At 73.1% G+C, this 25,872-nt stretch carries 26 protein-coding genes; 16 read left to right on the plus strand and 10 right to left on the minus strand.

The annotated features are described in order from the left end of the window. The first annotated feature begins 186 nt into the window (after positions 1-186). Positions 187-1,305, plus strand: a complete 1,119-nt coding sequence (locus ME121_RS28355) for an acyltransferase family protein (protein ID WP_059410001.1) — start codon at positions 187-189, stop codon at positions 1,303-1,305. Here ME121_RS28355 and ME121_RS28360 read toward each other — a convergent pair. After that, the gene (locus ME121_RS28360; RefSeq protein ID WP_059410002.1) at positions 1,292-2,470 is read right to left on the minus strand and encodes an endo-1,4-beta-xylanase; all 1,179 of its coding nucleotides are present in this window, start codon (positions 2,468-2,470) and stop codon (positions 1,292-1,294) included. The genes ME121_RS28355 and ME121_RS28360 overlap by 14 nt on opposite strands. A gap of 160 nt (positions 2,471-2,630) precedes the next feature. Here ME121_RS28360 and ME121_RS28365 point away from each other — a divergent pair, with 160 nt between their 5' ends. The 3 genes from ME121_RS28365 (at position 2,631) to ME121_RS28375 (ending at position 5,479) form a co-directional block, all read left to right on the plus strand. After that, positions 2,631-3,473: an SDR family NAD(P)-dependent oxidoreductase gene (locus ME121_RS28365; protein WP_029360708.1), complete on the plus strand. Its 843-nt coding sequence runs from the start codon at positions 2,631-2,633 to the stop codon at positions 3,471-3,473. A 210-nt stretch (positions 3,474-3,683) separates the two neighbouring features. Then, positions 3,684-5,156 (plus strand): glucose-6-phosphate dehydrogenase, encoded by a 1,473-nt coding sequence (gene zwf / locus ME121_RS28370; protein ID WP_012320836.1) that lies wholly within the window; start codon positions 3,684-3,686, stop codon positions 5,154-5,156. Positions 5,157-5,278: 122 nt separating this feature from the next. Beyond that, entirely contained in the window at positions 5,279-5,479 is a 201-nt protein-coding gene (locus tag ME121_RS28375) for a hypothetical protein (protein ID WP_012320835.1), read from the plus strand. 44 nt (positions 5,480-5,523) lie between these two features. Here ME121_RS28375 and ME121_RS28380 read toward each other — a convergent pair whose 3' ends face one another. Then, complete coding sequence (locus tag ME121_RS28380; RefSeq protein ID WP_059410003.1) at positions 5,524-7,038, minus strand: glucan biosynthesis protein; 1,515 nt, start codon at positions 7,036-7,038, stop codon at positions 5,524-5,526. A gap of 271 nt (positions 7,039-7,309) precedes the next feature. Here ME121_RS28380 and mdoH point away from each other — a divergent pair, with 271 nt between their 5' ends. Together mdoH and ME121_RS28390 are read left to right on the plus strand one after the other, a co-directional pair. Continuing rightward, the gene (mdoH, locus tag ME121_RS28385; RefSeq protein WP_012320833.1) at positions 7,310-9,238 is read left to right on the plus strand and encodes a glucans biosynthesis glucosyltransferase MdoH; all 1,929 of its coding nucleotides are present in this window, start codon (positions 7,310-7,312) and stop codon (positions 9,236-9,238) included. Between the two features lie 295 nt (positions 9,239-9,533). Continuing rightward, positions 9,534-10,199: a L,D-transpeptidase gene (locus ME121_RS28390; protein ID WP_012320832.1), complete on the plus strand. Its 666-nt coding sequence runs from the start codon at positions 9,534-9,536 to the stop codon at positions 10,197-10,199. A 52-nt stretch (positions 10,200-10,251) separates the two neighbouring features. On the opposite strand, the gene ME121_RS28395 is transcribed toward ME121_RS28390, so the two are convergent. Further along, positions 10,252-10,578, minus strand: coding sequence for a cupin domain-containing protein (locus ME121_RS28395; RefSeq protein ID WP_012320831.1), 327 nt, complete (start codon positions 10,576-10,578; stop codon positions 10,252-10,254). Positions 10,579-10,785: 207 nt separating this feature from the next. Then, entirely contained in the window at positions 10,786-11,208 is a 423-nt protein-coding gene (locus ME121_RS28400) for a gamma-butyrobetaine hydroxylase family protein (protein WP_012320830.1), read from the minus strand. A gap of 81 nt (positions 11,209-11,289) precedes the next feature. Between ME121_RS28400 and moaA the strand changes: the two genes are divergently transcribed. Continuing rightward, a complete protein-coding gene (moaA, locus tag ME121_RS28405; protein WP_059410004.1) occupies positions 11,290-12,342 on the plus strand; it encodes a GTP 3',8-cyclase MoaA in 1,053 nt (350 codons plus the stop codon). A gap of 108 nt (positions 12,343-12,450) precedes the next feature. Here the strand turns inward: moaA and radA are convergent, their stop codons facing one another. Beyond that, a complete protein-coding gene (radA, locus tag ME121_RS28410) occupies positions 12,451-13,887 on the minus strand; it encodes a DNA repair protein RadA (RefSeq protein ID WP_024829073.1) in 1,437 nt (478 codons plus the stop codon). 45 nt (positions 13,888-13,932) lie between these two features. Continuing rightward, the gene (gene alr, locus ME121_RS28415; RefSeq protein WP_139342602.1) at positions 13,933-15,042 is read right to left on the minus strand and encodes an alanine racemase; all 1,110 of its coding nucleotides are present in this window, start codon (positions 15,040-15,042) and stop codon (positions 13,933-13,935) included. Positions 15,043-15,295: 253 nt separating this feature from the next. On the opposite strand from alr, the gene ME121_RS28420 reads away from it, so the two are divergent. The 5 genes from ME121_RS28420 (at position 15,296) to ME121_RS28440 (ending at position 19,979) form a co-directional block, all read left to right on the plus strand. Continuing rightward, positions 15,296-15,904, plus strand: a complete 609-nt coding sequence (locus ME121_RS28420; protein ID WP_012320826.1) for a CvpA family protein — start codon at positions 15,296-15,298, stop codon at positions 15,902-15,904. 131 nt (positions 15,905-16,035) lie between these two features. Then, complete coding sequence (gene purF / locus ME121_RS28425) at positions 16,036-17,511, plus strand: amidophosphoribosyltransferase (RefSeq protein WP_012320825.1); 1,476 nt, start codon at positions 16,036-16,038, stop codon at positions 17,509-17,511. Positions 17,512-17,575: 64 nt separating this feature from the next. Then, positions 17,576-18,325, plus strand: coding sequence for an SDR family NAD(P)-dependent oxidoreductase (locus ME121_RS28430; protein WP_059410005.1), 750 nt, complete (start codon positions 17,576-17,578; stop codon positions 18,323-18,325). A gap of 63 nt (positions 18,326-18,388) precedes the next feature. Then, on the plus strand, positions 18,389-18,799 hold the full coding sequence (locus ME121_RS28435) for a dihydrofolate reductase (RefSeq protein ID WP_024829075.1): 411 nt from the start codon (positions 18,389-18,391) through the stop codon (positions 18,797-18,799). A gap of 61 nt (positions 18,800-18,860) precedes the next feature. Continuing rightward, the gene (locus tag ME121_RS28440; RefSeq protein WP_059410006.1) at positions 18,861-19,979 is read left to right on the plus strand and encodes a carboxylate-amine ligase; all 1,119 of its coding nucleotides are present in this window, start codon (positions 18,861-18,863) and stop codon (positions 19,977-19,979) included. Positions 19,980-20,030: 51 nt separating this feature from the next. On the opposite strand, the gene der is transcribed toward ME121_RS28440, so the two are convergent. From der to ME121_RS28455, 3 genes are all read right to left on the minus strand, one after another. Then, a complete protein-coding gene (gene der, locus ME121_RS28445; RefSeq protein ID WP_059410007.1) occupies positions 20,031-21,380 on the minus strand; it encodes a ribosome biogenesis GTPase Der in 1,350 nt (449 codons plus the stop codon). Positions 21,381-21,410: 30 nt separating this feature from the next. Beyond that, positions 21,411-22,121 carry a tetratricopeptide repeat protein gene (locus ME121_RS28450; protein ID WP_024829077.1) on the minus strand — a complete coding sequence of 237 codons (711 nt, stop codon included), beginning with the start codon at positions 22,119-22,121 and terminating at the stop codon, positions 21,411-21,413. Between the two features lie 117 nt (positions 22,122-22,238). Then, positions 22,239-22,850 (minus strand): NnrU family protein, encoded by a 612-nt coding sequence (locus ME121_RS28455; protein WP_012320819.1) that lies wholly within the window; start codon positions 22,848-22,850, stop codon positions 22,239-22,241. A 117-nt stretch (positions 22,851-22,967) separates the two neighbouring features. Here ME121_RS28455 and ME121_RS28460 point away from each other — a divergent pair, with 117 nt between their 5' ends. Next, positions 22,968-24,224: a hypothetical protein gene (locus ME121_RS28460; protein WP_012320818.1), complete on the plus strand. Its 1,257-nt coding sequence runs from the start codon at positions 22,968-22,970 to the stop codon at positions 24,222-24,224. 110 nt (positions 24,225-24,334) lie between these two features. Here the strand turns inward: ME121_RS28460 and ME121_RS28465 are convergent, their stop codons facing one another. Next, positions 24,335-24,571: a hypothetical protein gene (locus ME121_RS28465; RefSeq protein ID WP_012320817.1), complete on the minus strand. Its 237-nt coding sequence runs from the start codon at positions 24,569-24,571 to the stop codon at positions 24,335-24,337. Between the two features lie 136 nt (positions 24,572-24,707). Between ME121_RS28465 and ME121_RS28470 the strand changes: the two genes are divergently transcribed. The 3 genes from ME121_RS28470 to ME121_RS28480 all read left to right on the plus strand — a co-directional run. Further along, positions 24,708-24,998: a hypothetical protein gene (locus ME121_RS28470; protein ID WP_053620812.1), complete on the plus strand. Its 291-nt coding sequence runs from the start codon at positions 24,708-24,710 to the stop codon at positions 24,996-24,998. 47 nt (positions 24,999-25,045) lie between these two features. Then, on the plus strand, positions 25,046-25,306 hold the full coding sequence (locus ME121_RS28475; protein ID WP_012320815.1) for a hypothetical protein: 261 nt from the start codon (positions 25,046-25,048) through the stop codon (positions 25,304-25,306). Between the two features lie 71 nt (positions 25,307-25,377). Further along, positions 25,378-25,872 (plus strand): lytic transglycosylase domain-containing protein (locus tag ME121_RS28480; protein WP_491892897.1); only part of this gene is annotated, 495 nt, incomplete at its 3' end.

Genomic DNA, 25,872 nt, shown 5'->3' on the forward strand with positions numbered 1-25,872 from the left:
GGGCGATCGGGCGGGATCATGGACCGGCGTGGTTACCAATCTCCTCCGGCCTTCACCGGGCTCGGAGAGCTGGATTCACCATGCGGACACTGGTCCAGCCGCTCAGCGCGCCGCGCGGATGTCGGTCCGCGCGAAAAGCGCGCTTATGCTGAGACCCCGACGCCCGCCGCGAGATCGACCTCCGCCATGCCGGAATCCGGATACCCGATCCCGAAGACGATGCCCTACCTGCCGCAGCTCGACGGGGTGCGGGCGCTCGCCATCCTGATCGTGTTCGCGGCCCATTGCGGCTACAGCCACGTGGTGCCGGGCGGCTTCGGCGTGACCGTCTTCTTCTTCCTCAGCGGCTACCTGATCACCACGCTCCTGCGGATCGAGCGGGCGCGGACCGGCACGGTGTCGCTGGGAGCCTTCTACCTTCGGCGGAGCCTGCGCATCCTGCCGTCCATGTACCTGACCCTGCTCGCCTCCGGCGCGCTCTACGCGGCGGGGTGGCTCGACTGGATGCCGGTCGCGCCGGCGGCGATCCTCGGGCAGGCGACGTTCCTGACGAACTATCCCGGCCTGTTCGGAACCGAGGCGGTGCTGCCGGTGCCGCTGTGGAGCCTCGCCATCGAGGAGCACTTCTACCTCGTCTTCCCGCTGGTCTTCCTGCTCTGGCTCGGGCGCCTGCGACCGCGCCGCGCGGCCTTGGCCTGCCTGGGGCTCTGCGCGGCCGTCCTGGCGATCCGGTGCGTCAACGTCTGGCGGCTGCCGGATTACAGCCTGAACTACAGCTGGACCCACACCCGGATCGACGCGATCCTGTTCGGGTGCTGCCTCGGGCTGTGGAACAACCCGGTGGTTCCGGCCGACCGGGCGTGGCGTCCCGCGCCCTGGCACGTCGCGGCGAGCCTCGCGGTGATCCTCGGGACATTGGCGGTCCGCGATCCCGCCTTCCGCGAGAGCCTGCGCTACACGCTCCAGAGCGCCGCCCTGTTCGTGCCCTTCGCGTACCTGCTCCACGGCGAGGGGCCACTGGTGCGGCTGCTGGCCGGCCGGCCGATGCGCCAGCTCGGGCTCTGGTCGTACAGCTTCTACCTCGCGCACATGACCGTGGTGGCCCTCGTGCTGCACCTGCGGCCCGGGCTGCACGGCGTCGGGCTGATGCTGGCCGCCTTCCCGGTGACGCTGCTGTGGTGCTGGGGGATGTACGGGCTCGTCGAGCGCCCCTGCGCGCGCCTCCGCCGCCGGCTGCTGGCGGACCGGCCGCCGGAGCCGAGCCTGGCCGAGGACGGCCGGCGGGCCGGGATCACGCCCGCCTGAGCCTGTCGCGGGCGGCCCTGTGATCCGGCGCGGCCGCGAAGGCCGCCTTCATGGCGTGCCACAGGGGCTTGCGCCGGAACTGCGCGTCGAGCGGCAGGGCCCGCTGCGGCAGGCCGTCGGGCCGCTTGCGGTAGGGATGGTCGTTCAGCCACGTGTCCGGGTCGTAGATGTCCCAGGTCAGGACGTCGAGGCAGGCGGGCTCGTCCAGCACCGCGTCGAGGTAGCGCCGGGCGTAGTCGGCCACCATCCGGTCGCGGGTCGCCACGTCGGACGGGAAGGCGCGGTCGTCGATGTCGAGTTCGGTGATCTCGATCCCGAGTCCCATCTGGCCGATCTCCCGCAGGAAGCGCCGCAGCTGGCCCTGGTCGATCGGGATCGTGCTGGTGAGGTGCGACTGGAGCCCGAAGCGCCGGATCGGCACGCCGCGGGACCGCATCGCCTCCAGGCGGCGCAGGACCTTGGTGCGCTTGGCCTCCATCCAGGGCACGCCCTGCTCCACCGCGTCCTCGTTCCAGGTGCCGGCGGCCGCGGGGTCGGTCTCGTGCAGGATCCGGAAGGCGAGGTCGACGTAGCCGGGGCCGATCGCGGCGAGCCAGGGGGAGTCGCGCAGGCCGCCGCCGCGGTCGGGATCGGCCTCGTTGCCGAGGATCTCGTTGACCACGTCCCAGGCGACGATCTGCCCCCGGTAATGGCCCGCCACCGTCTCGATCCAGCGCCGCATGAAATCCTCGGCCTGGACGGCGCTCGCCCGGCCGAGCAGCGGCCCGAGCCAGGGCGGCAGCGCCGCGTGCCAGACGAGCGTGTGGCCGCGCATACGCTGGCCGTTCCCCCTGGCGAAGCGCAGGATCGCGTCGCCGCGGGCGAAGTCGGTCCTGCCGGGCGCCGGCAGGACCTCCTCCATCTTCATCTCGGTGCCGCAGACGAGGATGCCGCATTCCCGCGCCACCGCCTCCCGGTAGGCGGGCGTCGCGTCGAAGCGGTGGAACGGCACCTCGCAGCCGTATGTCAGGCCCTTGGCGGCCGCTGCGGCCTGGAGGCTGTCGGCCGACCAGGACGGCCGGCCGAGGGGACCGAACCCCGCCGGGCCGGCCGCGCGCGCCGTGCCGGCGAGGCCGAGGGAGGCCGCGCCCGCGAGGATCGATCGGCGGCTCGGGGGAGGGGACATCCGGGTGCTTCGTTCCGCAGGGGGGCCCGCCACCCTAGCAGACGCCGCCGGGGCGGCGATCCGCTGGTACTGCCGGGGCCGGGGCCAGGATCGGGACGCGATCTCGCCTTCCTCGCGGGGGCGCCCCATCTGATGGACGCCCGTCAGCCCAGGATCCGTCATGAGCCAGCACCCCGCGATCAGCCCCGGTCGCAACGCGGTCGTCACCGGGGCTGCGAGCGGCATCGGCCTCGCCGCCGCGCAGGCCTTCGCCCGGGCTGGCATGAACGTCTGGCTCGCCGACCTGCCGGGCCCGGCCCTGGACGCGGCCCGAGCCGCCGTCGCCGAACTCGCCGCCGTCGAGGTGCGCGCCGTGCCCACCGACGTGTCGGACCGCGGCGCCGTCGAGGCCCTGGCGGCCGCCGTCGCCAAGGGCGGGCCGCCCGCCCTGGTGATGCTGAATGCCGGGATCGAGGCCGGCGGAAAGCTGTTCTCCGACGCCGACACCTGGGCGCGGATCCTGGGCACGAATCTCGGTGGCGTGGTCAACGGCATCCACGCCTTCGCGCCCGGCATGATCGCGGGCGGCAGGCCCGGCGCGATCGTCGTCACGGGCTCGAAGCAGGGCATCACCACCCCGCCGGGCAACGCGCCCTACAACGTCTCGAAGGCGGGCGTGAAGGCGGTCACCGAGGCGCTCGCCCACGAGCTGCGCAACCGGGAGGGCTGCCACACCACGGCCCACCTGCTGATCCCGGGCTTCGTCTACACGGGCCTCACGAAGGCCCGCGGCGTCGCCGAGAAGCCCGCGGGGGCCTGGACGCCCGACGAGACCGTGGCCTTCCTGCAGGAGCGGCTCGCCGTCGGCGATTTCTACATCCTCTGCCCGGACAACGAGACCACGCGGGCGCAGGATCAGAAGCGGATCGCCTGGGCGTCCGGCGACATCGTCGAGAACCGGCCCGCCCTCTCGCGCTGGCATCCGGACTACGCCGAGGCGTTCAAGCGGTACATGGAGGGGTGACCCACGCGGCCTCGCGCTGCCCTGGGTTGCTTCGCTGCGCTCGCAAGGACGGAGCGTGGCAGCGGGGGCTTGCCCGGACCTGGCCCGGCCGTCCCCTGAACCGGACAGCGCTGGCCTGCGCCCCTCGTCTGGCGAAGCCCTTGCACACGGGCTAGGTCAGTGCGACGCAGCCGCCGCACGAGATCAGCGCACGACATCCGGGAGCCGCCCTTGGCCACGATCATCCCCGTCGCTTCCTTCGACTGCGTCGTGTTCGGCGCGACCGGCGATCTGACCGCGCGGAAGCTGCTGCCGGCGCTGTTCTACCGTTTCCGCGACGGCCAGATCCCCGAGACCAGCCGGATCATCGGCGCCTCGCGGTCGGAGCTGTCCCTCGACGCCTTCCGCGAGCACGCCCGCGACGCCCTCAAGCGATTCGTGCCGGCCGCCGACCTGACCGACGACGTGCTCGGGCGCTTCCTCGACCACGTCGACTACGTCGCGGTGGACGGGGCCGGCGACAGCGGCTGGACCGACCTCGTCGCCAAGCTCGACGAGCGGCCCGACCAGGTCCGGCCCTACTATCTCGCTACCTCGCCCGACCTCTACGGCTCGATCTGCCGCAACCTCGCCGCCCATGGGCTCGTCGGCGAGAAGTCCCGCGTCGTGCTGGAGAAGCCGATCGGCAAGGACCTGAAATCGGCCCGGGCGATCAACGACGCGGTCGGCGAGGTCTTCCCCGAATCGCAGATCTTCCGCATCGACCACTATCTCGGCAAGGAGACGGTCCAGAACCTGCTCTCGCTCCGCTTCGCCAACACGATCTTCGAGCGGCTCTGGACCTCGGACGTGATCGACCACGTCCAGATCACCGTCGCCGAGACGGTGGGGGTCGAGGGCCGGGCCGGCTACTACGACACGTCGGGCGCGATGCGCGACATGCTGCAGAACCACATCCTGCAGCTCCTCTGCCTGACCGCCATGGAGAGCCCGCTCAATCTCGAGGCGAACTCGGTCCGCGACGAGAAGCTGAAGGTCCTGCGCGCCCTCAAGCCGATCACCACGCACGACATCCAGAGCGTCACGGTGCGCGGCCAGTACGTGGCGGGCGCCGTCGACGGCAAGCCGGTCGAGGGCTACCTCGCCGAGCTCGGCCACGAGAGCCGGACCGAGACCTTCGTGGCCATGAAGGTCGAGATCCAGTCGGGGCGCTGGGCCGGGGTGCCGTTCTACCTGCGCACCGGCAAGCGCCTGCCCCAGAAGCTCTCCGAGATCGTGGTGCAGTTCCGCGCCTCGCCCTTCTCGATCTTCCCCGAGGAGGCCTTCGGCCGCGAGCCGAACCGACTCGTGATCCGCCTGCAGCCGCAGGAGGGCATGAAGCTCGAGGTGATGACCAAGGATCCCGGTCCCGGCGGCCTGCGCCTGCGCCCGACCGACCTCGACATCTCCTTCGAGGAGACCTTCAAGCAGCGCTACCCCGACGCCTACGAGCGCCTGCTGATGGACGTGGTCCGCGGCAACGCGACGCTGTTCATGCGCCGCGACGAGGTCGAGGCCGCCTGGGCCTGGGCGGACGGCGTGCTCAAGGCCTGGGCCGACCGGCCCGAGGCGCCGCGGCCCTACCCGGCCGGCAGCTGGGGGCCGACCGCCGCCATCGCGCTGATCGAGCGCGACGGCCGGACCTGGCACGAGGAGCTGCGGTAACGAAGAACCGCGGCTCACGGCCAAGCTGCCTTGATACGGTCAAGCCAGATGTGAAATCTGTCTGCGCTGCCGGATACTGCCCCGTCAGAGGGTGGAGACGGCGCTGCACGAGGGATCATCACATGCTGGACAATCATCGGGACGCGGCCGTCCAGGCCGAGCGTCGCCTGGAGCGTTCGGTCGCCGCCGCCCTGCGCGTCATCGCGGCCGCCCATGACGAGCGGCAGGCCCCGCCGGTCTCCGCGGCCCGCCGCCGCCTGAGCGAGGTCTACGGCGCCACCCGCCTGGCCCGGCGCCTGGAGCGGGAGCGCCGGACCGCCTGAACGGGCCCGAACCGTTTGGCGCCGCCGCGGCGCGATCCCCGTACCTAGACGGCCGCGTCCCAGGTCTCGCTGAGGGGGACGGTCCCGCGGACCAGCCGGGCGCGCAGCACGACGTCGCCCGGCGGCACCGGCTCCGGCGGGCGCCACTCGACGTAGATCCGCCAGCCGCCGGTCTGCGGCACGAAGTTGGCGACCGGCTCGTGCATCGTCCCGGCGCTGGCCGAGACCTCCGCGGCGACCGCGTCGTCGGGACCCCGCGGCAGGCCCGGACCCTCGAAGTCGATGACGCAGAGCCGCCGCCGCGGGTCGGGCGGGTTCGACGGGCGCAGGCGCTCCGCCGAGCCGAGCCGCGTCGACGTCACCCGGGCGAGGGCGGCCTCCGGGATCGCCGCCACCGGCTCCGCCCCCACCGTGGTCAGGCCGTAGGCGACGTGCAGCGGCGCGCCGGGCCGCGCCGGGGCGGCCGGCACGAAGGCCGCCACGATGTTGTCCATGTACTCCTCGCCCGACGGGATCTCGAACAGCTGCACGGCGCCGTCCGCGAAGGCGCCCCCGGCGGGATCCGGCGCCACCCACAGGCCCGGCCGCGCCTCGTGGCGCGCCTCCACGTCGAGGTAGGCCGCGAAGCTCCGCTCCCGCTGCAGCAGCCCGAAGCCGGCGAGCGGCCGGGCCGCGAAGGCGGAGATCTGCGGCTGCGCGCGCCCGTTGACCAGGGGCCGCCAGATCCGGTCGAGCCGCGCCGGGTCGGCCCCGGCCGCGACGCAGAGGCCGTCGGAATCGTGCACCTGCGGCCGGAAATCGTCGAAGGGCTTCGCGCCCCGCGCCCCGGGCCCGTTCTGGCCGAAGAGGAACATGCTGGTGAGCGGCGCCAGCCCGAGCTTCGGGAGCGCCCGGCGCGGGTGGAGCGCCGCGGTGACGGCGATCCGGGCCGGATCGCCGGGCGCGATCTCGAACCGGTAGGCGCCGGCCACGCTCGGGCTGTCGAGGAGCGAGAGCACCGTGAGCGTGCGCGCCTCCGGCTCCGGCTCGCAGATCCAGTGCGCGACGAAGTCGGGAAATTCCTCGCCCTCCGGCGCGCCGGTGCCGATGGCGAGGCCCCGGGCCGAGAGCCCGTATTCCTGGTTGGCCGCGCGCAGGCGGAAGTAGGAGGCGCCCAGGAAGACGAGGAACTCCTCCTGGAAGCCCTTCGGCCGCCAGGCCGGGGTGCCCGGGAAGGCGTAGTGCAGGCGGAAGCCCGCGAAGCCGAGATCCGCCGGGAAGCTCTGGCCGGCGAGCCGGGTGCCCAGGTCGAACAGCTGCGTGTCGTAGGGGATCGGGCGCGCGGGCCCCCGGAGCGGCTGGAGGTGGAGCGCCACGCGGCTACGCTGCAGGAAGCCGCGGTGGAACAGCTGCGCGCTGAAATGCGCGCCGAGCCGCAGGCTCGCGGCCGGCCGGAAGGTGATCGCCCGGTAGCCGTCGTAATCGAGGGCAGCGAGCGCCGGCGGCAGATCCTCGGGCGGTGCGGCGTAGGGCGCGGCGGCGCGGCGCGCCGCCTCGGCCGAGAGCGTCTCGAAGGTCATCGCGTCGCCCTGCGGCTGAAGCGCCGGCCCGGCCCACGTTCTGGACCCATTCAGATCAGTCGCGCTAGGTAGAACCGTGCCGGCAGCCGCGGCCACGACTGTTCGAAGAACGCGGCGTCGGGAGGGGGGATTGATCCGTTCGGCTTCCGGCGGCCTGGGCTGCCGGGTCGGCTCCGTATCCTCGCCCCGCACATCGGTATCCACGGTCATCGGTTCCCGGCCCCGGACGGCCGGGCGGCCGGCAGCCTTCCACGGTCGAGTTCCTCGCGCCATGTCGTCACGCGTCACCTCCTCCGCCGAGCGGTCGCACCGGAACGCGGCTCCCGCCATACCCGATCCGTCGGAGAGCGCATCCTGTCGCGAGGTCTGGACCGGCGCACCCCGCGGCGCCCTGCGCGCCCGTCGCCTCGCCCTGGCCGTCCCGAGCCTCGCCGCCGCGGGCGGCCTCGCGTGGCTCGCCGCGCTCGCCTACCCGGCGGGCGTCAGCCCGCTGGCCTGGGCGGTCCTGGTGCTGTTCGCCCTGGTGATGGGCTGGCAGGCCTTCGTCGCCTGCCAGTACGTCTACGGGTTCGTCGCGGCCCTCCTGGGGGACCGGGCGAAATCCGCGCTGGAGCGCCGCGCGGAGCAGGCGGCCGCCGTGCCGGCCGAGGCGGGACGCACCGCCGCCGTGGTGGCGATCCACGCCGAGGACGCGGTCGCGGTCTTCGCCCGCCTGCGGGTGATGGCGCGGTCGCTCGCCCGCGCCGAGGCGCGGGGCATCGACATCTTCGTCCTCTCCGACACCCGGGACGGCGCCATCGCCGCCGTCGAGGAGCACGAGTACGCCCGCATCCAGGCCTGGGCGGCGTCCGACCCGGCGCTGCCGCGGATCCGCTACCGGCGCCGGACGGAGAATGTCGGCCGCAAGGCCGGCAACATCGGCGAGTTCTGCCGCACCTACGGCGGCGAGTACGCCTTCATGATCGTGCTGGACGCCGACAGCCTGATGACCGGCGCGGCCATGGGCCGGCTCGTCGGGCTGATGCAGGCGAGCCCGCGCACCGGCCTGATCCAGACCGTCTCGTACGCCGCCGGCCGGGACACGCTCTTCGCCCGCATCCAGCAATTCGCCGTCCGGCTCTACGCGCCGCTGGCCCTGCGCTGCCTGGAGACCTGGCAGGGTCCCGAGGGCAGCTACTGGGGCCACAACGCGATCCTGCGGGTCGAGGCCTTCGCGGAGAACGCGCAGCTCCCGAAGCTCCCGGGCCGGGAGCCGCTCGGCGGCGAGATCCTGTGCCACGACATCGTCGAGGGCGCGCTGATGGTGCGCGCCGGCTGGGAGGTGCGGCTGCTGCCCGAGATGGGCGGCACCTGGGAGGAGATGCCCACCAACCTCGTCGACCTGCTCGGCCGCGAGCGCCGCTGGTGCCAGGGCAATCTCCAGCACCTGCGGGTGCTGCCCTGGGCCGGCCTGAGCGCGGCGAGCCGCTGGCACCTCCTCGTCGGGATCCTCTCCTACGGGGTGCTCCCCCTCTGGATCGCCTTCCTGGGGCTCGCCGCGTGGCAGGCCGCCCGGACCGGCGATCTGGGCCTCCTGGCCTACGGCCTGACCGGGCAGGGCGCCGCCGCCCACGCGCTCGCCGCCCTCAGCGTCGCCGTGCTGGCGCTGCCGAAGCTCCTGAGCCTCGGCCACGTCCTCGCCTCCGCCGAGCGCCGGGCCGCCTTCGGCGGCACGCGGGCGCTGCTCGCGAGCGCCGCCCTGGAGCAGGCGGTGTGGGTGGTCCTGTGGCCGGTCCTGACGCTGTTCACTGCCGGCGCCGTGGTCTCGACCTTCTTCGGCCGGGTGGTCCGCTGGGAGACGCAGGACCGGGACGACCGGCAGGTGTCCTGGGCGGAGGCCTTCCGGCTCCAGGCCGACGCCGTGGTGGTCGGCGCGCTGATGGTGTTCGCCCTGGTCCTCGTCGGGAGCCCGTGGCTCGCCCTCTGGCTGGCGCCGGTCGCCCTGGCGCTGCTCACGAGCCCGGCCCAGAGCGTCTGGACCAGCCGGGCCGATCTCGGCCGCGCCGCCCGTGCCCGGGGCCTGTTTCTGAACGCCGACGACACCGCGCAGGCGCCGGAACTCGCCGAACTCGCCCAGCTGCGCGGCCTGCCCGCCGCGCCGGCCCCGCTCCGCCCGGTCCCGCGCGAGCCGGCCATCTGGCTCGCCGCCGACGAGGCCTGACGCGGCTCCGCGTCGACTGTCCGGGGCGGTGCGGGACGGCCTCCGCGTCGCCCCCGGAACCGGCCGCGGATCCGGGCGGCGAGGGGCTAGACCCGAGCCTGTCATCCCGGTTCTTACGGCCAAGCTGCCACAGTGTTGCCATCGAGTCACGGGCGGGCGGAACCGCCCGGGCGGGGCGGTTTCTGGCTTGGATTTGAGGCGCGAGCGTTTACCCCTTGGCGAGGATCGGCACGGCATCGTGCCGCGGTCTTCGCCGCGTTCCCGCCATAGTCCGCGCCTGCCCCGAGAGGCTTTGATGCGTCGTTTTCTCCCCGCCCTGATCGGGCTTCTCGGCGCGGCCGCCTGCGCCGCGCCGGCTCTGGCCTACGAGATCGACCCGCTGACCCGCCAGCCGCTGAACGACGCGCTCACCGTCCGCGTCCGCCCGCAGGCCGTCGAGACCGTCGCGGTGCCGGTGGCCAACGCCGCGCTGAACCCCGCCGACCCGCTGAACGCCGACGCGGCGGTGCCGCAGATGTCGGCGATCCCGCGCGAGACGGTGGCCTATAACGGTCCCTACGGCGCCGGCACGATCGTCGTCTCCACCGCCGAGCGGCGGCTCTACTACGTGCTGGGCGGCGGTCAGGCCCTGCGCTACGGCGTCGGCGTCGGCCGGCCGGGCTTCACCTGGGGCGGCGTGCAGACCATCACGATGAAGCGCGAGTGGCCGGATTGGCGCCCGCCGGCGACCATGCTGAAGCGCCGGCCCGACCTGCCGCGCTACATGAAGGGCGGTCTCGAGAACCCGCTCGGCGCCCGCGCCATGTATCTCGGCGGCTCGATCTACCGCATCCACGGCTCCAACGAGCCGGAGACGATCGGCACGGCCGTCTCGTCCGGCTGCATCCGCATGACCAACGACGACGTGACGGACCTGTACACCCGCGCCAAGGTCGGCACGAAGGTCATCGTCCAGCGCTGATTGCCCGGGGCTTCCGGGGGAAGGGCCGGCCGCGAGGCCGGCCCTTCCGCGTTCAGGCCGCCGGCAGCGTGACCAGGGCGTCCGGGCGCTTCACCTCGATCTCGATGAACGCGATCGGGTGGTCGGACCCGTTCATCACGTCGTGCCGGATGCCCGCGGGACGCATGTAGGATTGCCCGGCCGCGAGCGCCGTCTCGCTGACCGCCGCGCCGTCGTGGACGCGCAGGATCCCGTCCACCAGCATCACCACGAAATACGGCCAGCCGTGCTCGTGCCAGCCGGTCACGCCGCCGGGCGGGAAGTCCCAGCGCGTGATGCGCACGGCGGCATCGTCCTGCTGGACGGTGGGCGTGGCGGGGATGGTGCAGGCGAAGGCCATGGCGGCTCCAAGATAGGCGGGCGCAGATGCCCGCGCGACGGGATGCAAGCCTCCGGCCTCCACGCCGCGATTCGACCCGCGCCGTCGTCGCGAGCGCAGCGAAGCGAGCCGGGGACGCGCGACCTCCGAGATCGTGGCGCCGCCGGGTCGCTTCGCTCCGCGCGCGATCACGAGGCTCGGGGCCGGACTAAGCTGGAGCGCCTGCCCTCAGTGGCAGCCGCACGAGCCCGACCCGCAACCCCCGCCCTGCTTCACCGGGGCGGTGCGCGCGGTCTCACGGTCCAGCCCCCGCTCGGCGAGCTCGCCGAGATAGGTGTTCCAGCGGCTCTCGTACTCGCGGCCGAGGGTGTGCAGATAGCCCCAGCCGTAGATGCCGGTGTCGTGCATGTCGTCGAAGCCGAGCTTCACCGCGTAGTTGCCGACCGGCTCCACCGCCAGGATGGCCACGGCGCGCTTGCCGCCGATCACCTTCCGCTCCAGCGGCGAGTGGCCCTGGACCTCGGCCGAGGGGCTCGACACCCGCAGGTACTCGGCCGGGAGGGCGTAGCGCGCCCCGTCCTCGAAGGCGACGTTGAGCACCCGCCGGTCGGCCGACAGGCGGATCTCGGTCGGCCACAGATCCTCGGTCACGGGCCACACTCCTCACGCAATCTGGGGCTGCGGCGCGGGACCTGCTTGCCCGCGACCGCCGGTGGCATCATATGCCGGACGATGCTCGATGACAGCTCCCTGACGCCACAGGCGTCCGCGGTCGATGCCCACGCCGGGCCGGCGCCGCTGATCGACCCGTTCCAGCGGGCGATCTCGTACCTGCGCATCTCGGTGACGGATCGCTGCGACCTGCGCTGCGCCTACTGCATGTCCGAGCACATGGAGTTCCTGCCCAAGCGCGACCTGCTGACCCTGGAGGAGCTGGACCGGCTCTGCGGCGTGTTCATCGCCCGCGGCGTGCGCAAGCTCCGGATCACCGGCGGCGAGCCGCTCGTGCGCCGCGACATCATGCACCTGTTCCGCCGGCTCTCGCGCCACCTCGATTCGGGGGCGCTGGAGGAGCTGACGCTCACCACCAACGGCACGCAGCTCACGCGCTACGCCGACGAGCTGGCGAGCCTCGGCGTGCGCCGGATCAACGTCTCGCTCGACACCCTCGACCCGGACAAGTTCCGGGAGATCACTCGCCGCGGCGACCTCAAGGTGGTGCTCGACGGCATCGCGGCGGCCCGCGCCGCCGGGATGAAGGTGAAGATCAACGCGGTGGCGCTGCGCGACGTCAACGCCGACGAGATCCCCGACATGATCGCCTGGGCCCACGGGCTCGGCATGGACATGACGCTGATCGAGGTCATGCCGCTCGGCGAGATCGAGGCGGACCGGACCGACCAGTTCCTGCCCCTGTCGGTCGCCCGGCAGCGGCTGGAGACCCGCTACACCCTCACACCCCTCCCCGACCGCACCGGCGGCCCGGCGCGCTACGTCCGCGTCGAGGAGACCGGGGGCAAGCTCGGCTTCATCACGCCGCTGACCCACAATTTCTGCGAGAGCTGCAACCGGGTCCGCCTGACCTGCACGGGCCAGCTCTACATGTGCCTGGGCCAGGAGGATTCGGCCGACCTGCGGGCGGTCCTGCGTGCCTCCCAGGACGACGCGGTGCTGGCCCAGGCGGTGGTCGAGGCGATCACCCGCAAGCCCAAGGGCCACGACTTCGTCATCGAGCGCCAGCGCCCGGCCGCCGTGCCGCGGCACATGAGCGTGACGGGGGGGTAGGCGCCTCGACTGTCCCTGCGAGCGCGGCGAAGCAATCCAGGGCAGCGGTCCCTTACGGGCGTAGCGCATCCCTGGGTCGCTTCGCCGCGCTGGCAAAGACGGACGCGCTCACATCTCCTCGTCGGCGTAGCGGGCCGGCTGCCGCCCGCGCTGGCCGGAGCCCCGCCGCGGCGCGCCCGCGCTGATCCCCGCCACCAGGTCGGCGATGTGGCGCAGCGTCTCGACCGCCAGCGCCTTCTCGCCCTCGCCGCGGCCCTGCGGGATCAGCGCCTTGGCGAAGCCGAGCTTCTGCGCCTCCTTCAGCCGGGAGCCCGCCTGCGCCACGGGCCGGATCGCCCCCGACAGGCCGATCTCGCCGAAATAGACCGTCTCGGGCGGCAGCACGGCCCCCGACAGCGACGAGACCAGGGCGGCCGCCACCGCGAGGTCCGCCGCCGGCTCGGTGATGCGCAGGCCCCCCGCCACGTTCAGGTAGACGTCGTGGCTCCCGAGCCGGATGCCGCCGTGGGCCTCCAGCACGGCGAGCACCATCGACAGCCGGTTCGGGTCCCAGCCGACCACGGCGCGCCGGGGCATGCCGAGAGAGGATGGGGCGACGAGCGCCTGGATCTCCACCAGAAGCGGCCGCGTCCCCTCCATCCCGGCGAAGACCGCGGTGCCCGCCGCCTGATGGTCGCGGCCGGCCAGGAACAGCGCCGACGGGTTCGGCACCTCGCTGAGCCCCGAATCGGTCATCTCGAACACGCCGATCTCGTCGGTCGGCCCGAACCGGTTCTTCACGGCGCGCAGGATGCGGAAATGGTGGCCCTGGTCGCCCTCGAAGGAGGCGACCGCGTCGACCATGTGCTCCACCACCCGGGGGCCGGCGATCTGCCCGTCCTTGGTGACGTGGCCGACCAGGATCACCGCCGTGCCGGTGGTCTTGGCGAAGCGGATCAGCGCCTGGGCCGAGGAGCGCACCTGCGTGACCGTGCCGGGGGCGGATTCCACCGTCTCGGTCCACATGGTCTGGATCGAGTCGATGATCGCCAGCGCGGGCGGGCGCCCCTGGCTCAGGGTCTCGACGATGTCCTCGACGTTGGTCTCGGCGGCGAGCTGGACCGGGCGGGCGCTCAGGCCCAGCCGCTCGGCCCGCAGGCGCACCTGCCCGACCGCCTCCTCGCCCGAGATGTAGGCGACCCGCTCGCCCGTGCCCGCCATGGCGGCGGAGGCCTGCATCAGCAGCGTCGACTTGCCGATGCCGGGATCGCCGCCGAGCAGGATCACCGAACCGCGCACGAAGCCGCCGCCGGTCACCCGGTCGAGCTCGCCGATCCCCGAGGGGATGCGCGGCGCCTCCTTGGCCTCGCCGGTCAGGCCCTCGAGGGGAAAGACCCGGCCGCGGTTGCGCGACGGCCGGGTCGCGGCGGGACCCGACTGGCCGGGGGCCGAGGGCGCCTCCTCGACGATCGTGTTCCAGCCGTTGCAGGCCTCGCAGCGCCCGCGCCAGCGGTTGTAGACCGCCCCGCAGGACTGGCAGACGAAGGTCTGGTGGATCTTGGCCATTCGAGTCCGCACGCCGGCCGTCCGGCCTTCCGGTCAGGGGAGGAGCTACCCTACATAGGTTCGAACATAACGAGAACCCAGTCCCGTGAGGATCTCGTAGCCGATCGTGCCGGCGGCGCGACCGACCGTGTCGATGTCGAGGCAGTCGCCGATCAGTACCGCGGCGGCGCCGCGCCGGGCCGCGGGCGCCGCCGTGACGTCGAGGATGATCAGGTCCATCGAGACGGAGCCCAGGATCGGGCACGGAACGCCCCCGACCAGCGCCTGGCCGCGCCCGCTGATCGACCGGGGGAAGCCGTCGGCGTAACCGAGCGAGAGCGTCGCCAGGCGGCTGGGCGCGGTGGCGGTCCAGCGGCCGTTATAGCCCGCGGTGGCGCCGGCCGCGACGCCGCGCACCTGCGCGATCGTCGCCTCCAGCCGCACCACCGGCCGCATCGGGTTCGCGGCGCCCGGCGTCGGGTTGCCGCCGAACAGGGCGTAGCCCGGCCGCAGGAGGTCGTGCCGGGCCCCGTCGAGGAAGATTCCCGACGAGTTCGCCAGCGAGGCCCGGAGTCCGGGATAGGCGGCCCGAACCCGAGCGAAATCGGCGATCTGCCGGGCGTTGACCGGGTCGTCCGGCGTCTCGGCGCTGACGAAGTGGCTGAGGAGGAGGTCGATCCCGGCCTCCGCGATCCGCGCGTCCCCGGCGAGATCCAGCGCCTCGGGCACCGACAGGCCGAGCCGGTTCATGCCGGTATCGACGTGGAGCGCCGCGGGCGGGCGGTTCCCCGCGAACGCCGCCCAGTCCGACAGCTCCTCGGCGCTGCCGAGCACCGGGCGCAGCCCGTGGGCCGCGAAGGCCGCCGCGGCGCCCAAGGGCAGGCCGTTCAGCACGTAGATCGCGGCCTCCGGCAGGGCGGCCCGGGCGGCGACGCCCTCGGACAGGTGCGCGACGAAGAAGGTCCGGCAGCCCGCGGCCCACAGGGCCGGTCCGACCCGGCCGATGCCGCAACCGTAGGCGTCGGCCTTCACCACGGCGGCGCAGTCGGCGCCGGCACCGCGGGCGGCCAGGATCCGCCAGTTGGCGGCGATCGCTCCGAGGTCGATCGTGAGCCGGGCGCCGTGAGCGCCGATCTCCGTCACAGGTCCGGTCTCGGCCACGCAGACCGCCTCCATCTGTTCGCCACCGGAGTCGCGGAAGCACAGGCCGGACCCATAGCATCCGGACGGCGCCCGGGGGCAGCACGGGCCGTCGTTAACACCGGACGCGCCCCGGCGCGCGGCGCGGCTGATGCACGGACGGCACAGCCGCGTGATCAGGCGGGCACGCCAGGGTGACGGCCGAGGTCGGGCTTGGTATAAATCCAGCGCGGTCCGGGGGAGCCGCACGGCCGACGCGCTATCCCCGCGGGTACCAAAAAGCTCAACGATGCCGTTTACCGTTCTGGATCTCGCCGTGCTCGGCATCGTCGCGGTCTCCGCGCTGCTCGCGGCCGTGCGTGGTGTGACCCGCGAGGTCCTGGCGATCGTCGCCTGGGTGGCGGCCGCCGCCGTCGCGTGGACGCTGCATCCCATGCTGCTGCCGACCGTGAAGCAGCACGTGAACAGCGACACCGTGGCGCTCGTCGCCTCGATCGCGGCGATCTTCCTCGGCACCCTGATCGTCGTGTCGATCATCACGGTGAAGATCTCCGACGTCGTGCTCGACTCGCGGATCGGCGCGGTCGACCGCTCCCTCGGCTTCCTGTTCGGCGCGGCCCGCGGCTTCCTGATCTGCGTGATCGGCTGGGTGTTCCTGTCCTGGCTGGTGCAGGGCAAGGTGCCGGACTGGGCCGCCCAGGCCCGCACGCGCCCGATGCTGGAGAAGTCCGGCGACGCCCTGGTGGCGCAGCTGCCGGAGAATCCGGAAGGCTTCCTCAAGCAGTTCAAGAAGCCGAAGACCGGCGCGCCGCCCAACGAGTCCGCCGACGCCCCGGCCGAGACCGACGCGGCGCCGCAGCGCCGGACCGAGACCGCGCCGACCCCGACGCGACGCTGATCTGCGGTATTCGCCGTAGGTCTCATCGCGCGGAACGCCTAGATAGCGGTTCCGGTGGTGTACGGATTGCTTCCGCGACGACCGGCGCGCCGGCCCGTCGCCGCCGGGATCTGTGAGTGATCGACAGCCCCATGTCACACGCCGCCGCCTCCACCGACACCTTCGATCTCGATCTCGACGGCGACACGCTGCGCGAGGAATGCGGGGTCTTCGGCATCTTCGGCCATCCGGACGCCTCGGCGATCGTCGCGCTGGGCCTCCACGCCCTGCAGCACCGGGGCCAGGAGGCGGCCGGCATCGTCTCGTTCGACGGCTCGGTGTTCCATTCCGAGCGCCGCCCCGGCCTCGTGGGCGATTCCTTCTCGGACGGCGACACGATCGCGCGCCTCAAGGGCCGCGCCGCCATCGGCCACGTGCGCTACTCGACCACCGGCGGCACGATCCTGCGCAACGTCCAGCCGCTCTTCGCGGAGCTCGCCAGCGGCGGCCTCGCGGTCGCCCACAACGGCAACCTCACCAACGCCCTGTCGATCCGCCGCGACCTCGTGCGCGACGGCGCGATCACGCAGTCGACCTCCGACACCGAGGTGATCCTGCACCTCGCGGCCCGCTCGCGGAAGCCCCGGATCATCGAGCGCTTCATCGACGCCCTGCAGGCGATCCAGGGCGCCTACGCGATCGTGGCGCTGACCAACAAGAAGCTGATCGGCGCCCGCGACCCGCTGGGCATCCGCCCGCTGGTGCTGGGCGAGCTCGACGGCCGCTACATGCTGGCCTCCGAGACCTGCGCCCTCGACATCATCGGCGCCCGGTTCGTGCGCGACATCGAGAACGGCGAGATCGTGGTGATCTCCGAGGAGGGGATCGAGTCGATCCGCTTCGCCGACGCCGTGCCGATGCGGCCCTGCATCTTCGAGTACATCTACTTCGCCCGGCCGGATTCGGTGGTGAACGGCAAGAGCGTCTACGCGGTGCGCAAGGCGATCGGCCGGGAGCTCGCCCGCGAGGCCTCGGTCGCGGCCGACATCGTCGTGCCGGTGCCGGATTCCGGCGTGCCGGCGGCGCTCGGCTTCTCGCAGGAGACCGGGATCCCGTTCGAGATGGGGATCATCCGCAACCACTACGTCGGCCGGACCTTCATCCAGCCGACCCAGTCGGTGCGCGAGCTCGGCGTGCGCATGAAGCACTCGGCCAACCGCGCGGCGATCGAGGGCAAGAGCATCGTCCTCGTGGACGACAGCCTCGTGCGCGGCACGACCTCGGTGAAGATCGTCCGGATGATGCGCGAGGCCGGCGCCGCGGAGGTCCATTTCCGGATCGCGTCGCCGCCGATCACCTACCCGGACTTCTACGGGATCGACACGCCCGAGCGGGAGAAGCTGCTCGCCGCGACCCACGATCTCGAGGCCATGCGCAAGTATATCGGCGCCGATTCGCTGGCCTTCCTGTCGATCCCCGGCCTCTACCGGGCGATGGGCGAGGAGGCGCGGAACGCGGCCTGCCCGCAATACACCGACCACTGCTTCACGGGCGACTACCCGACCGGCCTGACCGACCTGTCCATCGCCGGCCCGAAGCGCTTCGCCATGCTGGCCGAGGCCGACTGACAGGATCCGGCCGTTGCGCGCGAACGGGCATCCCCTGTGCGCGGAAATGCGCTAGGTCCTCGCCATGGCTGAGTCTCAGAGAACCCTGGAAGGCCGCGTCGCGGTCGTCACCGGCGCATCGCGCGGCATCGGGCGCGCCGCCGCCCTGGCTTTGGCCGGGGCCGGCGCGCACGTCATCGCGGTGGCCCGGACCGTGGGCGCCCTGGAGGAGCTCGACGACGCGATCCGCGCCGCCGGCTCCAGCGCCACCCTCGTGCCGTTCGACCTCGCCGATTACGACGCGATCGACCGCCTCGGCGCGGCGATCAACGAGCGCTGGAAACGCCTCGACATCCTGGTCGCCAATGCCGGGATCCTGGGCGCGCTCATGCCGATCGGCCACATCACCCCGAAGATCTGGGGGCAGGTGATGGACGTGAACGTCACCGCCAACTGGCGCCTCATCCGCTCCCTCGACCCGCTGCTGCGCATGTCGGACGCGGGCCGCGCGATCTTCGTCTCGTCGGGAGCGGCCTCGAAATGCCGGCCCTACTGGGGACCCTACTCGGTCTCCAAGGCGGCGCTGGAGGCCCTGGTGCGGACCTACGCGGCCGAGAACGAGACCACGGCGATCCGGGCCATGCTGCTCAATCCGGGCCCCCTGCGGACCGGCATGCGCCGCTCGGCCATGCCGGGCGAGGACCCCGAGACCCTCCGGACGCCCGATGACCTCGCCCCCCATTTCGTGCGGCTCGCCGCGCCGGACTGGGCCGAGACCGGGAAGCTCTACGATTTTCCCACCGACCGGGTGCTGCGTTTCCGCGCGCCCGAGTAAAGGGGTCCGGGGCCTGCGGCCCCGGCGGGTGGCGGGCGGAGCCCGCCGGGTTTGGGATTTGCGATGATCGACGTCCGCTGCATCTGCGCGATCGGCCTGCGGGGCCAGCTCGGCCTCAACGGCCACCTGCCCTGGGAGGGCAACACCGACCCGCTCTTCGTGGAGGACGTCACGCGCTTCTTCGCCCTCACCATGGGCCACGTGCTGATCGCCGGGCCGAAGACGGTGGCCTCGGTGCCCGAATTCGCCTTCAAGGACCGCACCATCGACGTGATCCGCAGCCACGAGGATCCGGAGGCGGTGCTCAAGCGCTATCCCGGGCGGCGGATCTTCGTCGGCGGCGGGATCGCGGTGTGGAACGTCTACGCGCGGTACATCCAGCACTGGGACATCACGCGCCTGCCCTACGACGGCGAGGCCGACCGCTGGTTCGACCCGGCCTGGCTGGTCGGCGGGCCGCTGCGGACGCCCTGAGCGGCACCTTCCTGCAATCCGGCGCGTTGGCGCGCACGCGTCGCGTTTTCCGGAGACCACGATGAGCGCCCCGAGCTACCGCTTCGGCATCGAGGAGGAGTACTTCCTGGCCGATGCCGAGACCCGCGGGACGCCGCGGGGCGACCTCGCCGCGTTCCACGCGCGGGTGGAGGCGGAGCTGCCCGAGACGTGCCGCGAGCTGGTCGCCGCGCAGGTCGAGCTCTGCACGCCGCCGCTCACCGACGCGGCGGCCGCCCGAGAGAATCTCGGCGGCCAGCGGCGGCAGCTCGCCGGCATCGCCGCCGAGAGCGGCCTGCGGCTGCTGGCCTGCGGCACGCACCCCCTCGCCCGCTGGTCGCGCCAGACCGCCACCGACGGCGCGCGCTACAAGGGCATCCTGTCGGATGTCGGCATCGCGGCGCGGCGGGCCCTGATCTGCGGGATGCACGTCCACGTCGAGGTGCCGGACCCCGAGGCCCGCGTCGACCTGATGAACCGGCTGCTGCCGTTCCAGCCGCTGCTGCTCGCGCTGTCGGCCTCCTCGCCGTTCTGGCAGGGCGAGGCGACGGGCCTGCGGGCCTACCGGCTCAGCGTCTTCGGGGAATTGCCGCGCACCGGCCTGCCGGAACTCTTCGCCGACGCCGCCGCCCACGCGCGGTTCGTCGCCATCATGACCCGGTCGGGCGCGATCGCGGACGCGAGCTTCCTGTGGTGGTCGCTGCGCCCCTCCATCAAGTTCCCGACGCTGGAGCTGCGCATCGCCGACGCCTGCACGCGCCTCGACGATTCGCTCTGCATCGCCGCCCTGTTCCGCTGCCTCGTGCGCCTGTGCGTGCGCCGGCCGGACCTCCACGCCGGCCTCGACGGTGTCTCGCGGGCGCTGGCCTCGGAGAACCTCTGGCGTGCCCAGCACAGCGGCGTGGCCGCGTCCCTGATCGACGAGGCGCGCGGCGAGGCCGTGCCGTTCGCCGAGGCGCTGGAGGCGATGCTCACGCTGGTGGCCGAGGACGCGGACGCCCTCGGCTGCGCGGCGGACGTGGCCCGCGCCCGGGCGATCGTGGCCGAGGGGACCAGCGCCGACGGGCAGGTCGCGGCCTACGAGGCCGCGCTCACCGCGGGTCAGGACGAGCGCGCCGCGCTGGCGGCCGCGGTGGACTGGATCGCCGACGCGGCGCGCTGAGGGCTGCGCAGGGCTGCCGCATCGCCTCCGTCATCACGAGCGGAGGTTGGATCAGCCCTTGTCGAACGGGTTCTGCGAGGTCCGCAGGGACAGGCGGATCGGCGTGCCCGGCAGGTCGAACGCCTCGCGCAGGCCGTTCACGAGGTAGCGCGTGTAGGATTTCGGCAGGGCGTTGAGCTGGTTGCCGAACAGCGCGAAGTGGGGCGGCCGGCTCTTCACCTGGGTGGCGTAGCGGATCTTGATCCGCCGCCCCGATACCGCGGGGGGCGGGTTGCGGGAGGTCGCCTCGTTCAGCCAGTCGTTGATGCGCGAGGTGGAGACGCGCCGGTCCCAGACCTCGGCGGCCTGCACCACCGCCTGCATCAGCTTGTCGACGCCGTCGCCGGCGAGGCCGGAGAGCGGCACGACCGCGACGCCGCGCACCTGCGGCAGCAGCCGGGTGCAATCCTCGCGCAGCTGCTTGAGCAGGCCCGGCTGGTCGGCGACCAGGTCCCACTTGTTGAGGCCGATCACCAGGGCGCGGCCCTCGCTCTCGACGAGATCGACGATCGTCAGGTCCTGCTTCTCGAACGGGATCGTCGCGTCGAGGAGCACCACCACGACCTCGGCGAAGCGCACGGCGCGCAACCCGTCCGAGACCGCGAGCTTCTCCAGCTTGTCGTCGATCCGGGCGCGGCGGCGCATCCCGGCCGTGTCGTGCAGCTTGATCCGCCGCCCGCGCCACTCCCAGTCCAGGGAGATCGAGTCCCGGGTGATGCCGGCCTCGGGGCCGACGAGCAGCCGGTCCTCGCCGAGCATGCGGTTGATCAGGGTCGACTTGCCGGCATTCGGGCGGCCGACGATCGCGACCTTCAGGGCCCGGCCGCCGGGGGCGTCGTCGTCCGGATCCTCGTCCGCGTCGCGCTGGGGCAGGGCGCCCTTGAGCGCCTCGTGCAGCTCGCCCAGACCCTCGCCGTGCTCGGCGGAGAACGGGATCGGGTCGCCGAGCCCGAGGGTGAAGGCCTCGTATGCCCCGGCGAGGCCGGCGCCGCCCTCGGCCTTGTTGGCGATCAGGATCACCGGGCAGCCGGCGCGGCGCACCAGCTCGGCGAAGGGCTGGTCGGCCGGCAGCACGCCGGCGCGGGCGTCGATCACGAACAGCACCACGTCGGCGGCGAGGATCGCCGCCTCGGTCTGCATGCGCATCCGGCCGGTGAGGCTCGCGGCGTCGGCCTCTTCCAGGCCGGCGGTGTCGATCACCCGGAACTCGAGGCCGCCGAACGCGACGTCGCCCTCGCGCCGGTCGCGGGTCACGCCCGGGCGGTCGTCGACCAGCGCGAGCTTCTTGCCCACGAGGCGGTTGAACAGGGTCGACTTGCCGACGTTCGGCCTCCCGACGATCGCGACGGTCGGCATATCCATGGTGGTTCTCGAAACAGTCCGGACGAAGGATCAGCGCGTGATCGGCGGGGGCGGCGCGGCGGGCTCGGGCTTGGCGGCGGTCACCGTCACGGGACCGCCCGCGACGATCGCCGCGTAGACCTCGATCCGCTCGCGCAGGTTCCGCGGCGTGTCGGGATCGGCCACGATCTGGTCGAACCAGCGGCTGGCGTCCTCGTAATCGCCCTTCTTCAGGGCGGCGAGGCCCAGCATCTCGCGGGCGGTGTGGCGGAACGGCGTCCCGGCGGCGAGGCCCTGGAGGTTGGCGAGCGCCGGGTCCGGGTTCGGCCCGTCGAGGCGCAGCAGCGCGGCGCGCAGGCGCGCGAGGTCGCGCAGGCCGTCGCCGAGGCCGGTATCGTCGGCGAGCTTGTCGAACTCCGCCGCCCCGGCCGCCGGATCGCGCTTGCCGGTCTCGGCCGCCGCCCGGAACCGGGCGAGCAGCCGGTAGCCCGCCGGGCCCTGCGCCTCCAGCGTCTCGAAGGCCTTGTCGGCCTCCGCGACCTTGCCGTCCTTGGCGAGGCGGTTGGCGTCGTCGAACTGCACCGAGGCGACCTCGGCCGCCGCGCGCTGCTGGGCCTGCCAGTAGCGCCAGCCCGCCACACCCGCCACCACGAGCACGGCGAGCGCGATGATCACGCCGCTGTAGCGCTTCCAGATCTGGAGGATCCGGTCGCGGCGGTAATCCTCGTCGACCTCGCGAAGGAACTCGTTGTTCTCGGCCATTCTATCCCGGCCCGCATGATTTCAGCGGACCACCTCGTCTCGTTCGGGCCCCGCGCCTAACACACGGGCGCCGGGTTGGCGACAGGCCATGTCTCAGGTGCCGCCGCGGGTGCCGGCTCAGGCCGCGCTGCCCGGCCAGACCGGCACGCCGATCACCGGGTAGTGCAGGTAGCGGGCGAAGACGAACCACGCGGCCGTGCCGATCACCAGGGCCAGGACGTCGTTGCGCCAGCCCAGGGGCGCCGCCGCCGGACCGCCGTGCTGGGCCGCGACCGCCCCGGGGACGAGGCCCCGGCGCTTGGCGCTGATCCGGGCGGTCACCGCCCAGGCGAGGAAGCCGCCGAACAGGAGCATGGAGCCGAGATCGCCGTTGGCGAGCAGGTGCGCCGTCGCCCAGATCTTCACGGCGAGCAGCATCGGGTGCTTGGCCTTGGCGCGGATATGGCCCGGCAGGTAGGCGGCCGCGAGGCACACGAAGGCGAGCCAGACCAGCGTCAGGGCGAGGTGGCGCGTCCAGACGGGCGGGTCCCAGACCGGGATGTAGCCGGCGAGCCGATAGTCGTGGAAGCCGATCCCGATCAGCACGAGCCCGAGCAGCGACAGGGCGGTGTAGCCGAGCTTGTAGCGGCCCTCGCCGATCCGGCCGACGATCGCGGCGCGCCGGGTGCGGGCCATCGAGAAGGCGTGCGTGCCGAGGAACAGCACCAGCCCGAGGATCAGGAGAACCATGGATGACTTTCGGTCGGGCCGCGCGGGTCCGGTCGGCGGCAAGCACTCTGTAATGGTTCTCAAGCGAATCTCCGCCTGTTTGTCCAGGCGCGGCCGGGACGCAGCCGAGTGGCGACCATGGGTTGGGCGGATCGGATCGCCGGACGAGCGCGCGCCGCGCGCCGCCTCGGAGCCGGAGCGGCCGCGCGGCGGATCCTCCCGGCGCTCCTCCTGGCGCTCCTCCTGGCGCTCTTGACGCTCCTCCCGCACAGAGCCGCGGCCGCGCCGGAGGCGCCGCTCTCGGCCCTGACCCTGGTCGGGCCGCCCGCGCTCGTCTTCAAGGCGGGGCGCGACGCCTGCGACGGCGCCGACGTGCCCGACGCGCCGGCGCGCGCCTTCCGGGACGCGTCGGGCTCGGTGGCGCTCTACGGGATGCACTACCGCAACCGGGCGTTGCGCGGCCCCGACCTCGGCCATCTCAAGCTCGACTGCGCGGTGGTGCTCGATTCGGGCGAGAAGCCCGATCCCGCGACCTACGACGACCGCTCCTGGATCACCGCGACCTGGACCGAGGACGGGACCCGCGTGGCCGCGCTCCTCCACCACGAGTACCAGGCGAACGAGCATCCCGGCCGCTGCCCGGCCGCCAGCTACATGGCCTGCTGGTACAACACGATCACGGCCGCCGCCTCGACGGATGGCGGCCGCAGCTTCCGGCGGCAGAGCCCGCCCGCCGTGGTCGCCGGGGCGCCGTTCCGGCAGGAGGTCGACCAAGGCCGCCACCGCGGCTTCTTCAACCCGTCGAATATCGTGGCCGACGGGACGTGGCGCTACTTCCTCGCCTCGACGACCGGCTGGACCCGGCCCGGCAGCGATCAGGAGGCGGGGGTCTGCCTGTTCCGCAGCGACGACCCGGCCGACCCGACCCGCTGGCGGGCCTGGACCGGCACCGGCTTCACCGCCGCCTTCCCGGACCCCTACCGGGTCGCCCGCCCGAACACGGCCACCTGCCGGCCGGTCGGGCCGTTCCCGGGGCCGGTCGGCGCCGTCGTCCGGCACCGCGGCACGGGTGCGTGGATCGCCGTGTTCATGGCCAAGGCGGGGGAGGGCTTTCCCCGGTCCGGCTTCTACTGGACGACCTCCCGGGACCTGATCACCTGGGACAGCCCGCGCCTGCTCCTCGAGGGCGCGACCCTCTACGACGACCCCTGCGCGGCGACGGCGCCGCTCCTGGCCTACCCGTCGCTCCTCGACCCGGACGCGCGGGGCCGCAATTTCGACGATGTCGGCGACCGGGCGCTCCTGACCTACGCGAGCCTGCGCACCGAGGGCTGCACGATCACCTCCGACCGCGACCTGCTGCGCCGCCCGGTGGCGATCCGCGTCTGGCCCTGATGCCGCTCGACCGGCGCGTCGCGAGACACGTTCCCGAGCCCCGGCCGCATCCGGTCCGGCCGGACCGCGGCGGCCGACGTGGCGGAGGCCGAGGCGACGATCGCCGGGTCCTACCGGGCCCGGCTCTCCTGAGCGGGCTGGCCGAGCGCCACCGTGTAGGACGGGCCGGCCGCGACGGAGCGCCCCGGGACGCCGATCCGCTGCCAGAGCACGGTGCCGAGGGTCACGCTGAGCATCAGCGCGGTCGCGGAGAGCAGGAGCGTGGTCGCCCGGGCGTAGGCGCGACCGGCATGGATCAGCAGGCAGCCGAACGCGAAGATCGCGACGGCCTGGAACAGGTGCTGCACGGGCGACGTCCTCTCTGGCGGCGGACGCGCGGTCCGGGCCGGCCGGGATCGACGCCATCGTGCCCGGGCGGCGTGAAAACGCGGTTAACGTCGGGTATAGCTGGCTCCGCCATCGCCCGCTCGGAGAGGAAGCCGCATGTCGCGTTCGAGGGTCCCGCAGGCGGAGAGCCGCCCCGACGGGACGGGGGTGATTCCGTCCCCCGACACGGCACTCCTGGGATCGGGCGCCGTCGGCGCGGGGGCGATCGGGGCGTCGGCCCTGGGCGCGCTGGCCCTCGGGGCCGCGGCCCTCGGCGTCGTGGCGGTCGGCGCCTTCGCGATCGGCCGCCTCTCGGTGGGCCGCGCCCGGGTCGGCGCCCTGGAGGTCGGCTCGCTGGAGATCGACACGCTCACGGTGCGGTCGGTGCGGATGCCGGAGCGCGGCTGAGCCGCGGCGCCGGAGACCGCACCCGGAGACATGCGAGGAGGGGAGCGATGACCGATCGAAAACCGCCCTTCCGGCCCGCGGACGCGGTCGACGCCCTCGGCGAGGTCGAGGGCGATTTCGTCCTGCCGCTCTGCCTGCCCGGATCCAACCTGCTGATCGGCGAGGATCTCGCCATGCTGGTCCTCGACACGATCCACGGGCAGCGGGTCGGCCTGCCGCTGAGCCCGCAGGGCGCGGCCGACCTCCACGCGGTCCTGGGTGAGGCCCTGCGGCTGCTGCAGGCGCGGGACCGCGGCCCCATCCAGTAGGCGCGCGCCGGCGAAAGGCTTCGTTGAGGCGGCCGGGATAGACAGGTCCCGGTTCCTCTCCGTGGCGGCCGATGCGCGCTCCGTTGCTACTCCTGCTGCTGGCCTGCGCCGCGCCCGCGCAGGCCCGGCCCGCCACCTTCCTGGCGGTGCACGCCGTCGGCATGGCCTCGCTGCCGCCCGTCCCGCCCGCGCCTGCGGCCATACCCGCACCGGTCGCCGCCGACGCGCGCGCCCGCTTCCTGCCGCTCATCGCCCGCGAGGCCGCCGGCACCGGCCTGCCCCTCGCGGTCGCCGACGCCGTCGCGCGGATCGAGAGCGGCTACGATCCCACCGTGGTCGGCAGCGTCGGCGAGGTCGGGCTGATGCAGGTCCGCCCGACCACCGCGGCGATGCTCGGCTTCCGCGGCACCGTCGCCGAGCTGGCGTCGCCGGAGATCAATGTCCGCTACGGCGTCCGCTACCTCGCCGAGGCCTGGCGCCGGGCCGACGGCGACCTCTGCCGCGCGCTGATGAAGTACCGGGCCGGCCACGGCGCCGAGTCGATGTCGCCCCTGTCGCAGCTCTAC

The sequence above is a fragment of the Methylobacterium sp. ME121 genome, from assembly GCF_000974725.1.
In the GTDB taxonomy this organism is placed as follows: Bacteria; Pseudomonadota; Alphaproteobacteria; order Rhizobiales; family Beijerinckiaceae; genus Methylobacterium; species Methylobacterium radiotolerans.

Coding starts and splice junctions, on each gene's coding strand:
- ME121_RS28375 (WP_012320835.1), top strand. CDS start 5,279: ATGCTGGACAATCATCGGGACGCGGCCGTCCAGGCCGAGCGTCGCCTG.
- ME121_RS28420 (WP_012320826.1), top strand. CDS start 15,296: ATGCCGTTTACCGTTCTGGATCTCGCCGTGCTCGGCATCGTCGCGGTC.
- der (WP_059410007.1), bottom strand. CDS start 21,380: ATGGATATGCCGACCGTCGCGATCGTCGGGAGGCCGAACGTCGGCAAG.
- ME121_RS28395 (WP_012320831.1), bottom strand. CDS start 10,578: ATGGCCTTCGCCTGCACCATCCCCGCCACGCCCACCGTCCAGCAGGAC.
- mdoH (WP_012320833.1), top strand. CDS start 7,310: ATGTCGTCACGCGTCACCTCCTCCGCCGAGCGGTCGCACCGGAACGCG.
- ME121_RS28470 (WP_053620812.1), top strand. CDS start 24,708: ATGTCGCGTTCGAGGGTCCCGCAGGCGGAGAGCCGCCCCGACGGGACG.
- ME121_RS28455 (WP_012320819.1), bottom strand. CDS start 22,850: ATGGTTCTCCTGATCCTCGGGCTGGTGCTGTTCCTCGGCACGCACGCC.
- ME121_RS28475 (WP_012320815.1), top strand. CDS start 25,046: ATGACCGATCGAAAACCGCCCTTCCGGCCCGCGGACGCGGTCGACGCC.
- ME121_RS28365 (WP_029360708.1), top strand. CDS start 2,631: ATGAGCCAGCACCCCGCGATCAGCCCCGGTCGCAACGCGGTCGTCACC.
- ME121_RS28380 (WP_059410003.1), bottom strand. CDS start 7,038: ATGACCTTCGAGACGCTCTCGGCCGAGGCGGCGCGCCGCGCCGCCGCG.
- ME121_RS28390 (WP_012320832.1), top strand. CDS start 9,534: ATGCGTCGTTTTCTCCCCGCCCTGATCGGGCTTCTCGGCGCGGCCGCC.
- moaA (WP_059410004.1), top strand. CDS start 11,290: ATGCTCGATGACAGCTCCCTGACGCCACAGGCGTCCGCGGTCGATGCC.
- purF (WP_012320825.1), top strand. CDS start 16,036: ATGTCACACGCCGCCGCCTCCACCGACACCTTCGATCTCGATCTCGAC.
- radA (WP_024829073.1), bottom strand. CDS start 13,887: ATGGCCAAGATCCACCAGACCTTCGTCTGCCAGTCCTGCGGGGCGGTC.
- ME121_RS28440 (WP_059410006.1), top strand. CDS start 18,861: ATGAGCGCCCCGAGCTACCGCTTCGGCATCGAGGAGGAGTACTTCCTG.
- ME121_RS28435 (WP_024829075.1), top strand. CDS start 18,389: ATGATCGACGTCCGCTGCATCTGCGCGATCGGCCTGCGGGGCCAGCTC.
- ME121_RS28430 (WP_059410005.1), top strand. CDS start 17,576: ATGGCTGAGTCTCAGAGAACCCTGGAAGGCCGCGTCGCGGTCGTCACC.
- ME121_RS28460 (WP_012320818.1), top strand. CDS start 22,968: ATGGGTTGGGCGGATCGGATCGCCGGACGAGCGCGCGCCGCGCGCCGC.
- ME121_RS28450 (WP_024829077.1), bottom strand. CDS start 22,121: ATGGCCGAGAACAACGAGTTCCTTCGCGAGGTCGACGAGGATTACCGC.
- alr (WP_139342602.1), bottom strand. CDS start 15,042: ATGGAGGCGGTCTGCGTGGCCGAGACCGGACCTGTGACGGAGATCGGC.
- ME121_RS28355 (WP_059410001.1), top strand. CDS start 187: ATGCCGGAATCCGGATACCCGATCCCGAAGACGATGCCCTACCTGCCG.
- ME121_RS28360 (WP_059410002.1), bottom strand. CDS start 2,470: ATGTCCCCTCCCCCGAGCCGCCGATCGATCCTCGCGGGCGCGGCCTCC.